The organism is Streptomyces sp. BHT-5-2, assembly GCF_019774615.1.
Lineage (GTDB): Bacteria > Actinomycetota > Actinomycetes > Streptomycetales > Streptomycetaceae > Streptomyces.
Genome location: NZ_CP081496.1, coordinates 6,244,282 through 6,256,537, shown reverse-complemented (window position 1 = coordinate 6,256,537; position 12,256 = coordinate 6,244,282). Strand labels below are relative to the sequence as shown.

Below are 12,256 nucleotides of genomic sequence, written 5' to 3'. Positions count from 1 at the left end.
GGGCGCGAGCGGCGTCCCGCACCGATACCGGGGAGGAAACGAACACCATGGGCGTGACACTCGCCAAGGGGGGCAATGTCTCCCTGTCCAAGGCGGCACCGAATCTCACCCAGATCACGGTCGGCCTCGGCTGGGACGCACGGTCCACCACGGGAGCACCCTTCGACCTCGACGCCAGCGCGCTGCTGTGCCGGTCGGGCCGGGTGCTGGGGGACGAGTACTTCGTCTTCTACAACAACCTCAAGAGCCCCGAGGGTTCCGTCGAGCACACCGGTGACAACCTCACCGGTGAGGGAGAGGGCGACGACGAGACCATCCTGGTCGACCTCACGCAGGTGCCCGAGGAGGTGGAGGCCATCGTCTTCCCGGTCTCCATCCACGAGGCCGATCTGCGCGGCCAGAGCTTCGGCCAGGTCAGCAACGCCTTCATCCGGATCGTCGATCAGGCCGACGGCGGCGAACTGGCCCGCTACGACCTCAGCGAGGACGCCGCCGGCGAAACGGCGATGATCTTCGGCGAGGTCTACCGCCGCAACGGCGAGTGGAAGTTCCGGGCCGTGGGTCAGGGGTACGCGTCGGGTCTGCGGGGCATCGCCCTGGACTTCGGGGTCAACGTTTCGTAAACGGCCACGCACAGAGTGTGGTTGGCGGCAAGGAGACGGAAGGCCACCCGCTGCGCCGGCGACGAGGCGGGTGGCCTTCCTGGGCCCGCCGCTCTCGAAGGACGGGAGTGTGCTCATCATGCCCAGGCGGTCACGCGGGTCCGAGCGGCCGGCCGGCCGCGGCGCGTCAGGCCCTCATGTACTGCGCGGCGTTGGCCGCCGGCGTCGCGCTCGTCGCGGCCGGCCGGGCCACGCCCGTCGAGGCGTCCGGATATGTCTCGCCGTTCCTCGTGATCTTCGAGAGGGCCCGACGGCGGAGCTGACGACGGCCCCACCTGCGACTCTCCGGCCGGGCCGGGGCCGACCGGCCCGGCCGGAGGGGAAGCGCTCTACACTTCGGGTCAACGTTTAGCAAAGCGCCGCGCACTGCGCGCGGGGGACCCACACAGCGAGGGAATGGGTAGGCAGTGCTCCTGAAAACCTTTGGCTGGTCGTTCGCCATCACGGTGCTCGGCCTCGGCCTGGCCGGCGTCCTCTGGGGGTGGCAGGGGCTCGCGATCGTCGGGATCCTGTCCATCCTGGAGATCTCGCTGTCCTTCGACAACGCGGTCATCAACGCGGGCATCCTGCGCAAGATGAACGCCTTCTGGCAGAAGATCTTCCTCACCGTCGGCATCCTCGTCGCGGTGTTCGGCATGCGGCTGGTCTTCCCCGTCGTCATCGTCGCGATCACCGCGAAGATGGGGCCGATCGAGGCGGTCCAGCTCGCCGTCAACGACAAGGCGCACTACGAGCAACTGGTCACCAGCGCGCACCCGGCCATCGCGGCCTTCGGTGGCATCTTCCTGCTGATGATCTTCCTCGACTTCATCTTCGAGGACCGCGACTACAAGTGGCTGTCGTGGATCGAGAAGCCGCTCGCCCGGATCGGCAAGCTCGACACCCTCTCCATCATCGTGGCCCTGGTCGTCCTGCTGGTCAGCGCCATGACGGTGGCGCCGCACGCCGCGCACGGCGGTGGCGACAAGACCATCACGGTCCTGCTGTCCGGTATCGCGGGCCTGATCACCTATCTCGTCGTCGGCGGGATCTCCGGCTACTTCGAGGGCCGCCTGGAGGACGACGAGGCCGAGGACGGGGACGGCGCCGAGGCGGCCGCGGCGGAGAAGAAGGGCGCCAAGGCGGGCTCCGTGGCGGGGCTGGCCGGCAAGGCGGCGTTCTTCATGTTCCTCTACCTGGAGGTCATCGACGCCTCGTTCTCCTTCGACGGGGTCATCGGCGCGTTCGCCATCACCAACGACATCTTCGAGATGGCCCTGGGCCTGGGCATCGGCGCGATGTACATCCGCTCGCTGACCGTCTTCCTGGTCCGCAAGGGCACCCTGGACGACTACGTCTACCTGGAGCACGGTGCGCACTACGCCATCGGCGCGCTGGGCGTCATCCTGCTCGCCACGATCCGCTACGAGATCAACGAGGTCGTCACCGGCCTGGTCGGCATCGTGCTGATCGCGCTCTCCTTCGGCTCCTCGGTGCTGCGCAACCGGCGCGAGGGCAAGCCGGGCGCGGAGCCGTCGGCACAGTCGGAAGTGACGTCCGGAGTGTGACGGGCCTCTTATTGAGGAACGCTTTCTGCGGGGCGGCCACGGGGACACACCCATGGACCGCCCCGCAGGTGGTTTACGGGCGAAAACATGGGGTGGGAAAGGTGTCGTTCCTGGAGAACCTGTGGCGCGGCAACGCGCCGAAACTCGACGGCGGCGGCGCGTCGTACGTCGTCGAGCTGACGAAGCGGAATCCGGTCGTCTCGCTGACGAAGCAGGGGGCGGCCAACGGACATCTGCGGGTCAATCTGAGCTGGCAGATGCGCACTTCGGACTTCGGCGAGCGGGGCGGGCAGCGCTCGGCGAGCCTGCTGCGGAACCCGAGCCGGCTGTTCCGGCCCGAGATCGTGCAGGCCCAGGGCCCGGCCGTGGTCAACGTCGACCTGGACCTGGCCTGTCTGTACGAACTCCAGGACGGCAGCAAGGGCGTGGTGCAGCCGCTGGGCGACTTCCTCGGCGATCTCAACGGCCCGCCGTTCGTCAAGCTCAGCGGCGACGACCGGTTCGGCTCCGGCTCGGGCGAGACGCTGTACGTCAACCTCGACCATCGCGACGAGATCAAGCGGCTGCTGATCTTCGTCTACATCTACGACGGGACGCCGGCGTTCGACCGCACGCACGCGGTGGTGACGCTCTACCCGAGCACCGGGCCGCGGGTCGAGGTCAAGCTGGACGAGCGGGCACCGCAGGCCCGTTCCTGCGCCGTCTTCATGCTGGAGAACGGCAAGGACGGCCTGTCGGTGCGGCGCGAGGTGAAGTACGTCTACGGCTTCCAGGCCGAGCTCGACCGGCTCTACGGCTGGGGGCTCCAGTGGGGCCGGGGGTACAAGTCGAAGGTCTGAAGGGCCCGCGCGGAACCGGTGCGGCCGGGTGCGCGGGCGGCTGTGCGCCGCCCGCGCCCCGGCCGTTCGCGCGGGGGCGTCAGCGGCGCTGGAACTGCGGCCCCTGGGGCGGCAGGACGAACGACGGGTCGGGCACGAACGGCTGCGGCTGCGCCGGCACCGGGTAGCCGTACGTGGGGGCGACCGGCGGGGGCTGCTGCGGATAGCCGTAGGCGGGCGGCTGTTGCGGCGGGTGGTAGGGCTGCTGCGGGGGCGGCCCCGGGTACCCGTACGTCGGCTGGGCCGGGGGCTGGGCCGGCGGGGGCGGGACGTTGGCCGGATAGCCGTAGCCGCCGGTGGGCGCGGGCGGCAGCGGGGCGGCGGAGAAGGGTTCCGGCATCCGGTCCGGCACGTGCTGGGTGACCGCGTCCGGGTCCGTCTGCGGGCCGCCGGCGGGCGGCGCGGTGGCCTCCTCGGGCCAGGCGCCGGGCGGCGGGGAGACCGGGCCGGACGGTGCGGGGGCCGGTGCGGCGGCGGGCGGTGTGCCGTCGGCGGGACGCGGCGCGGCCGCGGTGGGCCCCTCGCCGCCGGCCTCCGCGGCGGACGCCTCCGGGGACGGCGAGCCCGCCGCGGGAGCCGGCCGGCCGGCGGTCGCGTCGTTCTCCTCCACCGAGATGCCGAACTCCGTGGCCAGGCCGACCAGTCCGCTCTCGTAGCCCTGGCCCAGCGCCCGGAACTTCCAGTGCTCGCCGCGCCGGTAGAGCTCCCCGCAGATCAGCGCGGTCTCCTCGCCGGTCTCGGGCACCACGTCGAAGTACGCCAGCGGCTCGCCGTCCGGCGCCGCCGCGTCGTACAGCAGCACCCGCAGATCCGTCACCCCGGCGAACGGGCCGCCGTCCGAGGAGGCGGCGAGCACCACCCGCGCCACCGACGGGTCCAGCGGCGTCAGCTCCGCCTCGATGGTGTCGGTCAGCGCCTCGGACAGCTGGGCCTTGGGCAGGTGCCGGACCAGGCCGCAGGGGTGCCGCGGCTGGTTGTAGAAGACGAAGTCCTCGTCGGAGCGCACGCGTCCGTCCGGCCCCACCAGCAGGGCCGAGGCGTCGACGTCGGGGACGCCGGCGCCCGGCGTCCAGCGCAGGACGGCCCGGACGGCCGTGGCGTCGAGGGGTACGTTCGACCCTTTCAGCATCGCGTGCGTCATGCCGCAATCCTGCCTTCCCTCTGGTGACGGTCACAACGCGGGGGCCGGGCACGGCGCTTCCCGGTCACCCGGCGGCCGCTCGGGGGTGGCGAGATTCTCCCCGCGGACGGGAACTTTCGGTACCCCCGCGCACGTACGATTACCGGCTGGATCCAGACAGCGAGACGCAGCGGGGGTGCCCGGGTCCCGCTCTATACGGGGAGTTCTATGCGGCACTTTGGGCATCTTGCGCCAGACATCCGGAAGACCCTGTTCCACAAGGAGCCGGTGGAGTTCACCGCCGACTCCCCGGCCCGCATGCTCGCCGTCGCCCTCGGTGCCACGCTCTACAGCCCCGCCACCCGCTCCCGTCTCGCCGCCGACGTCCGCAAGCAGGCCGCCCGCGGCGTCACGTCCATGGTGCTGTGCCTGGAGGACTCCATAGGCGACGGGGACGTGGCGGCCGGCGAGGAGAACCTCGTCCGGCAGTTCGCCCTGCTCGACGAGGCCGCCGCCCGCGGCGAGGACCTTCCGCTGCTCTTCGTCCGCGTCCGCGAACCGGCCCAGATACCGGACCTGGTGGGACGCCTGGGGGAGGCTGTGCGAAGGCTGTCCGGATTTGTACTTCCCAAGTTCACCGCGGAGCGCGGCGCACCCTTCCTGGAAGCGCTGGCCGCCGCCGAATCCGCCTGCGGACGGCGACTGTTCGCCATGCCGGTGCTGGAATCCCCGCAGCTGCTGCATCTGGAGAGCCGCGCCGCGACCCTGGAGGGCATCGCCCGCACCGTCGACCACCACCGCGACCGGGTGCTCGCCCTGCGCCTCGGCGTCACCGACTTCTGCTCCGCCTACGGCCTGCGCCGCGCCCCCGACATGACCGCGTACGACGTCCAGATCGTCGCCTCCGTGATCGCCGACGTCGTCAACGTCCTCGGCCGCGCGGACGGCACCGGCTTCACCGTCACCGGACCGGTGTGGGAGTACTTCCGGCTGCACGAGCGGATGTTCAAGCCGCAGCTGCGCCGCAGCCCATTCCTGGGCCAGGCCGAGGAGCTGCGCACCAGCCTGATCGAGCACGACATGGACGGCCTGCTGCGCGAGATCGAACTGGACCGCGCCAACGGCCTGACCGGCAAGACCTGCATCCACCCCTCGCACGTCGCCCCGGTGCACGCCCTGTCGGTCGTCAGCCACGAGGAATACAGCGACGCCACCGACATCCTGCGCCCCGAGCGCGGCGACGGCGGGGTGCTGCGCTCCTCGTACACCAACAAGATGAACGAGGTGAAGCCGCACCGCGCCTGGGCCGAGCGCACCTTGCTGCGCGCGGAGGCGTTCGGGGTGGCCCGCGCGGACATCGGCTTCGTGGAGCTGCTGACCGCGAGCGTCCGGCCGGCCTGAGCGGCCGGGCGGGCACGGAAGACGACGAGGGCGACGGTGACGGCGACCATGGCGGACACGAACGACGGCACGAACGACCGCACGAACGACGGCAAGAGCGACGGTATGGACGACGGCTCGAACGGTGGCTTGGACGACGGCATGGACGCGGCGACGCAGGAGGCACGGCACGTGGTGTGGACGGGAGAGTGGGTCGCCCGACGGCTCGGGGTCGCGCTGAGCGGCGGGGACGAGCTGCCGGAGCTGCTCGGGCTGGCGCTGCGGCGCAACCCCAGGCGCGCCCACCTGCTCGTCTCCCACGTCCTTGGCAAGCACATACCGCAGCGTCCCGACGTGGTGCACGGCGCCGGCGCCGGACTGGGCCGCCGGGTGCGCGCCCTGCTCGGCGACGCCGAAGCCGCCCGCGCCGTCGTCCTCGGTTACGCCGAGACCGCCACCGCCCTGGGGCACTCGGTCGCCGACGGGCTCGCGCTCGCGCCGTATCTGCACTCCACCCGCCGGCCGGTACCCGGTGTGCCGCACGTCGCCGGCTTCGAGGAGGAGCACAGCCACGCCACCTCGCACCTGCTGCTCCCCGAGGACGGTGCCCTGCTCGCCGGCGACGGCCCCCTGGTCCTCGTCGACGACGAGTTCTCCACCGGGCGGACGGTGCTGAACACCATCCGCGCGCTGCACGCCCGCCACCCGCGGCGGCGGTACGTCATCGTCGCCCTGGTGGACATGCGGTCCGCCGCGGACCAGGAACGCCTGGCGGAGTTCGCCGCCGAACTGGGCGCCCGGGTCGACGTGGTGGCGCTGGCCGGCGGCGGCGTCCACCTGCCCGCCGACGTCCTGGAGCGCGGCCGGGAACTCGTCGCCGCGCACGAGGAGCCGCCCGCGCCCCCCGGAGGCGGCGCGGCCCGGCGCCCCGAGGCGCTCCGTGTCGACCTCGGGTGGCCCGCCGGCCTGCCCGACGGCGGACGGCACGGCTTCACCCCCGCCCACCGCGCGCGCCTGGAGGAGCACCTGCCCGCCATGGCCGCCCGGATCGCCGCCCGCCTCGGCGCCGCCCGCCGCGTCCTCGTCCTCGGCAACGAGGAACTGATGTACGCCCCGCTGCGGCTGGCCGGGGCCCTGGACGCGCACCTCACCGGGACCGGCGCGGCCGTGCACTTCTCGACCACCACCCGCTCGCCGGTGCTCGCCGTCGACGACCCCGGCTACGCCATCCGCACCCGCCTGACGTTCCCCGCCCACGACCGCCCGGCGGACGGCCCGGGGGAGCGCTACGCCTACAACGTCGCCCCCGGCAACGACCCGGCCCGCCGCTTCGACGCCGTCGTCGCCGTCGTCGACTCCGCCGGCGACCGGCCCGAACTCCATGCCCCCGGCGGCCTCCTGGACCGGCTCGCCGACCACACCGACCGGCTGCTGCTGGCCGTCGTCCCCGCCCACGCACCGCGCGGCGCGCTCCCCGGCCCGCTGCGCGGCCCCGCCTTCTCCTCCTACGCCCCCGACGAGGTCGGCTGGCTGCTCCAGGACCTCTCCGGCGTCACCCTGGAGGCGCCCACCGAGGAGCGCGAGGAGGCGATCCAGCAGGGCGGCGCCCACTACGCCGAGTCGCTGCCGGTCGAGTACCAGCCCAGCCAGGAGTACCAGGAGCTGTTCCACGCCGCGCTGCGCACCTCCGCCGGCCGCATCGCCCGCGCCGTCGGAGCGGTCACCGAGACCGTGCTCGCGGAGCGGGGCCCCCGTCCCGTCCTGGTCTCGCTCGCCCGGGCCGGCACCCCCGTCGGCATCCTGATGCGCCGCTGGGCCGCCCACACCCGCAGCCTGGACCTGCCGCACTACGCCGTCTCCATCGTCCGCGGCCGGGGCATCGACACCACCGCCCTGCGCTGGCTCGCCGCCCACCACGACCCGGCGGACGTGGTCTTCGTCGACGGCTGGACGGGCAAGGGCGCCATCACCCGCGAACTCGCCGGTGCGCTCGCGGACTTCACGGAGCGTTCCCACTCCGCCGGGTGCCGCGGTTTCGACCCGCGGATCGCGGTGCTCGCCGATCCCGGCGGCTGCGTCGAGACCTACGGCACCCGCGACGACTTCCTCATCCCGTCCGCCTGCCTGAACTCCACCGTCTCCGGGCTGGTCTCGCGCACCGTCCTGCGCGCCGACCTGGTCGGACCGGACGACTTCCACGGCGCCAAGTTCTACCGCGAACTGGCCGGCGCCGACCTCTCGGCGGAGTTCCTGGACACCGTCACCGCGCACTTCGCCGAGGTGGCCGACGCGGTCGCCGCCGACGCGCGGGAACTGGCCGCCGCAGACCGCACCCCGACCTGGGCCGGCTGGGCCGCCGTCGAGCGGATCAGCCGGGAGTACGGCATCCACGACGTCAACCTCGTCAAACCCGGCGTCGGCGAGACCACCCGGGTCCTGCTGCGCCGGGTTCCCTGGCGCGTCCTGGCCCGGCGCGGCGCCGGCCGCGACCTCGACCACATCCGCCTGCTGGCCGGGCAGCGCGGCGTGCCCGTCGAGGAGGTCGACGAACTCCCCTACACCTGCGTCGGGTTGATCCACCCCCGCTTCACCCGCGGCGCCACCGGTGCCGACGGCCGGGCGGTGGCCTCCCGATGACCGCATCCGCCCCGCTGGTCGCCAGCGACCTCGACCGCACCCTGATCTACTCGGCCGCCGCGCTCCACCTCGACGGCCCGGACGCGACCGCCCCCCGGCTGCTCTGCGTCGAGATCTACCAGGGCCGTCCGCTCTCCTACCTGACCGAGACGGCCGCCGCCCTGCTCACCGAACTCGCCCGCCGCACCACCTTCGTGCCGGCCACCACCCGCACCCGCGAGCAGTACCGGCGCATCCGATTGCCCGGCCCGCCGCCGGAGTTCGCGGTCTGCGCCAACGGCGGCCGGCTCCTCGTCCGGGGCGAGTCCGACCCGGACTGGCAGCGCACCGTCGCCGCCCGGATCGCCGCCCGGTGCGCGCCGCTCGACGAGATCCGGGCGCATCTGGACCGCACCGCCGACCCGGCCTGGCTGCGCTCGGCGCGCACCGCCGAGGACCTCTTCGCCTATCTCGTCGTGGAGCGGCCGCTGCTGCCGGAATCCTGGGTCGAGGAGCTGGCCGCCTGGGCCGAACCGCGCGGCTGGACGGTCTCCCTCCAGGGCCGCAAGATCTACGTCGTGCCCGGGCCGCTCACCAAGAGCGCCGCGGTGGCCGAGGTGGCCCGCCGCACCGGCGCCCCCGGCATCCTCGCGGCCGGCGACTCGCTGCTCGACGCCGACCTGCTGCTGGCCGCGGACCGGGCCTGGCGCCCGGGCCACGGCGAACTGGCCGACTCCGGCTGGCGGGCCCCGCACGTCACCGCCCTCGCCGAACGGGGCGTGGCCGCCGGCGAGGTGATCGCCCGCGCGTTCCTGGAGGGCGCCACCGCCCAGGGGTGTGCCTGGTGACACCCCGCGGGTGCCCGCAATAGGCTGCCCGCGACTGGGAGGAGAGTCCGTGACCGAGCCGAAGAGCCCACCGCTCACGCCCGATCTGTACGACTACGTATTGGCGCACAACCCACCGCTGGACCCCGTACTGCAGGACCTCGCGGACCTGACCCGCGAGCGGTTCCCCGAGGCGGCCGGCATGCTGTCGGCGCCGGAGCAGGCCTCGCTGCTGGCGTTCCTGGTCCACCTGACCGGGGCCCGGCAGGTGGTCGAGGTGGGCACGTTCACCGGCTTCGCCACCCTGGCCATGGCCCGGGCGCTGCCCGACGACGGGATGCTGACCGCCTGTGATGTCTCCGAGGAATGGACCGCGTACGGCCGGGACGCCTGGGCGAAGGCCGGGGTCGCGGACCGGATCCGGCTGCGGATCGCGCCCGCGCTGGAGACCCTCCGGGCGATGCCGGCCGAGCCGCACCTCGACCTGGCCTATCTCGACGCCGACAAGGGCGGCTACATCGCGTACTGGGAGGAGCTGGTGCCGCGGCTGCGGCCCGGCGGCCTGCTGATCGCGGACAACGTCCTGTTCCACGGCGCGGTCACCGACCCCGCGGCGACCGGATCGGCCCTGGCGATCCGGGAGTTCAACGACCACGTCCTGGCCGACGCGCGCACGGAGGCGGTGCTGCTCACCGTCGCGGACGGGCTGACGCTGGCCCGCAAGCGGTAGGGGCGGACCGGCCCGGGCCCACTCCCGGCCGGCGTATCCGGCCCGCCGGTCAGCCGCAGCAGCCGCCACCGCAGCAGCCGCCGCCCCCGCCGCGCGGGGCCGCCGGGGCCGCCGCGGTCCCCCCGACGGCGACGGTCGAGAGCAGCTTCACGGTGTCCTCGTGGCCGTCGGGGCAGACGGCCGGGGCGGACGACTCGGCCATCGGCCGGTTCAGCTCGAAGGTGGTCCCGCAGGGACGGCAGCGGTATTCGTAACGGGGCATGGGCCCAGATTACGGGGCGCGGCCACGGCTGCGGGCAGGTCCCTGGGGACGGCCGCCACGCCGCACCCCGCCCTCACCGCACGACGGTGCCCGGCGGCGCGCCCAGCAGCCCCAGCTCCGCGCGGGTCGGCGCGCCCTCCCAGTCTCCCGGGGAGGCGGCCGCGAACGCGCCGGTGGTGGCCGCCCGCGCCAGCCGCCCGGCGACGTCCGCGCCGTCCAGCAGCGCCGAGAGGTACCCGGCCGCGAAGGCGTCGCCGGCGCCCACCGGGTCCACCGCCTGGACGGGGACGGCCGGTTGGTGGCACGGGCCGCCGTCACCGGTGAACGCCGTCGCGCCGTCCGCGCCGTACGTGACCACCACCTCGCGCACGCCGCCGTCCAGCAGCCGCCGGGCCGCGTCCTCGGCGGGGGCGCCGGCCGTCCCGGGCACGCACAGCGGCAGCTCGTCCTCGGAGGCGAGCAGCACGTCCACCCAGGGCAGCCAGCCGCGCAGCACCTCGGCGGCCTCCTCCGGGGACCACAGCCGGGCACGGAAGTTGACGTCCAGACAGACCTGCGTGCCGTGCCGGCGGGCCAGGCGGAGGGCGTGCCCGGCGCTCGCGCGGGCCGTGGGGCCGAGCGCCGGGGTGATGCCGGTCAGGTGCAGCACGCGCGGCGGCGCCGTGGCGAAGACCCGCTCCACGGCGTCCGCCGCGGGCCGCGAACCGGCCGAGCCCGCGCGGTAGTAGTGCACCCGAGTCAGCTCCGGCAGCCGCGGCTCGAAGAGGATCAGCCCGGTCGGCGCGCCGGGGTCGCGGGTGGCGCCGGACACCTCGACGCCCTCGGCGCGCAGCGTCCGCAGCACCAGCTCCCCGGCCTCGTCCGCGCCGACCGCGCCGGTCCAGTGGACGCGGTGGCCGAGCCGCGCCAGGCCGATCGCGACATTGCTCTCCGCCCCGGCGACCGAGACCCGCATCGTGCCGCCGAGCTTCAGCGGGCCGCTGCCGCGCAGCGCCAGCATGGTCTCGCCGAAGGTGAGGAGGTCGGGGGAGGCGGGGACGGGGGCGGCCTGCGGTGCGCGGGGGCTCGTCACCATTCGGCGAAGCCGCCGTCCTCGTACCGCCAGACCGGGTTCCGCCAGGCGTGGCCGCCCGCCGCGTCCGCCGCGCGGAGGGCCGCCTCGTCCACCTCCACCCCGAGGCCCGGTCGGTCGGTGCGCGGCAGCGCGCCGCCGTCGAAACGGAACGGTGCGGGGTCGACGACGTAGTCCAGCAGCTCGGCGTCCCGGTTGTAGTGGATGCCCAGGGACTGCTCCTGGATGAGGAAGTTCGGGGTGGTGAAGGCCACTTGGAGGGTGGCGGCGAGGGCGATCGGGCCGAGCGGGCAGTGCGGGGCGAGATGGGCCCCGAAGGTCTCCGCCAACGCCGCGATCCGGCGCAGTTCGGAGATCCCGCCGGCGTGCGAGACATCGGGCTGCACCACCGCGATCCCGGCCTGGAGTGGGGCGAGGAATTCACGGCGGGTGTAGAGGCGTTCACCCAGTGCGAGCGGAATGCCGGACGCGTCGACGAGGGAGGGCAGCGCGTGCACGTGGTCGGGGAGGACGGGCTCCTCGACGAACATCGGCGCGTGTTCCGCCAGCAGGGGCAGCAGTCTGCGGGCGTTGGAGGGGGAGACCCGGCCATGGAAGTCGAGGGCGAAGTCCCGGTCGTCGCCGAGGACTTCACGGGCGGTCTCGGCGCGCCGCAGGCACGCGCGCACCTCCGCGCGGGTCGCCAGCGGGGACATCCGCCCGCAGCCGTTCATCTTGACCGCGGTGAAACCGGCGGCGACCTGCGCGGTCAGCGCGTCCCGGATCTCCGCCGGCTCGTCGCCGCCGACCCAGGCATAGGTCCGCACCCGCTCGCGCACCGGCCCGCCGAGCAACTGGTGGACGGGCAGCCCGCAGTGCTTCCCCTTGATGTCCCACAGCGCCTGGTCCAGGCCGGCGACGGCGGAGGAAAGCACCGGGCCGCCCCGGTAGAAGCCGCCCTTGGTCAGCACCTGCCAGTGGTCCTCGATGCGCGCCGGGTCCTGCCCGAGGAGATACTCCGCCAGCACCGCCACGGCCGCCCGGACCGGCTCGGCCCGCCCCTCGACCACCGGCTCGCCCCAGCCCACGACGCCCTGGTCGGTCTCCACCCGGACGAACAGCCAGCGCGGTGGCGCGAGAAAGGTCTCGACACGGGTGATCTTCATGGAGTCGGCCATGGCGC

Annotated in this window: 11 protein-coding genes; 7 read left to right on the top strand and 4 right to left on the bottom strand. The window is 73.8% G+C overall.

Features of this window, described 5'->3' with window-relative positions:
- Nucleotides 1-47 precede the first annotated feature (47 nt).
- From K2224_RS27700 to K2224_RS27690, 3 genes are all read left to right on the top strand, one after another.
- Nucleotides 48-623: a TerD family protein gene (locus K2224_RS27700; RefSeq protein ID WP_221909294.1), complete on the top strand. Its 576-nt coding sequence runs from the start codon at nt 48-50 to the stop codon at nt 621-623.
- Nucleotides 624-1,069: 446 nt separating this feature from the next.
- The gene (locus K2224_RS27695; RefSeq protein WP_221909293.1) at nt 1,070-2,209 is read left to right on the top strand and encodes a DUF475 domain-containing protein; all 1,140 of its coding nucleotides are present in this window, start codon (nt 1,070-1,072) and stop codon (nt 2,207-2,209) included.
- Nucleotides 2,210-2,310: 101 nt separating this feature from the next.
- Entirely contained in the window at nt 2,311-3,048 is a 738-nt protein-coding gene (locus K2224_RS27690) for a Tellurium resistance (RefSeq protein ID WP_221909292.1), read from the top strand.
- A 79-nt stretch (nt 3,049-3,127) separates the two neighbouring features.
- Here K2224_RS27690 and K2224_RS27685 read toward each other — a convergent pair whose 3' ends face one another.
- Nucleotides 3,128-4,228, bottom strand: a complete 1,101-nt coding sequence (locus K2224_RS27685; RefSeq protein ID WP_221909291.1) for a TerD family protein — start codon at nt 4,226-4,228, stop codon at nt 3,128-3,130.
- A gap of 207 nt (nt 4,229-4,435) precedes the next feature.
- Here K2224_RS27685 and K2224_RS27680 point away from each other — a divergent pair, with 207 nt between their 5' ends.
- The 4 genes from K2224_RS27680 to K2224_RS27665 all read left to right on the top strand — a co-directional run bounded on the left by K2224_RS27680 (nt 4,436) and on the right by K2224_RS27665 (nt 9,760).
- A complete protein-coding gene (locus K2224_RS27680) occupies nt 4,436-5,608 on the top strand; it encodes an HpcH/HpaI aldolase/citrate lyase family protein (protein WP_221909290.1) in 1,173 nt (390 codons plus the stop codon).
- Between the two features lie 141 nt (nt 5,609-5,749).
- Nucleotides 5,750-8,224: a phosphoribosyltransferase gene (locus tag K2224_RS27675; protein ID WP_221909964.1), complete on the top strand. Its 2,475-nt coding sequence runs from the start codon at nt 5,750-5,752 to the stop codon at nt 8,222-8,224.
- Nucleotides 8,221-9,051 carry an HAD family hydrolase gene (locus K2224_RS27670; RefSeq protein ID WP_221909289.1) on the top strand — a complete coding sequence of 277 codons (831 nt, stop codon included), beginning with the start codon at nt 8,221-8,223 and terminating at the stop codon, nt 9,049-9,051. Before K2224_RS27675 ends, K2224_RS27670 begins: the two co-directional genes overlap by 4 nt.
- Nucleotides 9,052-9,100: 49 nt before the next feature.
- Nucleotides 9,101-9,760 (top strand): O-methyltransferase, encoded by a 660-nt coding sequence (locus K2224_RS27665; protein WP_221909288.1) that lies wholly within the window; start codon nt 9,101-9,103, stop codon nt 9,758-9,760.
- A 49-nt stretch (nt 9,761-9,809) separates the two neighbouring features.
- On the opposite strand, the gene K2224_RS27660 is transcribed toward K2224_RS27665, so the two are convergent.
- From K2224_RS27660 to dgoD, 3 genes are all read right to left on the bottom strand, one after another.
- Nucleotides 9,810-10,022 (bottom strand): zinc ribbon domain-containing protein, encoded by a 213-nt coding sequence (locus tag K2224_RS27660; RefSeq protein WP_018539697.1) that lies wholly within the window; start codon nt 10,020-10,022, stop codon nt 9,810-9,812.
- A gap of 73 nt (nt 10,023-10,095) precedes the next feature.
- Nucleotides 10,096-11,097: a sugar kinase gene (locus K2224_RS27655; RefSeq protein WP_221909287.1), complete on the bottom strand. Its 1,002-nt coding sequence runs from the start codon at nt 11,095-11,097 to the stop codon at nt 10,096-10,098.
- Complete coding sequence (gene dgoD, locus K2224_RS27650) at nt 11,091-12,239, bottom strand: galactonate dehydratase (RefSeq protein WP_221909963.1); 1,149 nt, start codon at nt 12,237-12,239, stop codon at nt 11,091-11,093. The genes K2224_RS27655 and dgoD overlap by 7 nt, the downstream gene beginning before the upstream one ends.
- Nucleotides 12,240-12,256 lie beyond the last annotated feature (17 nt).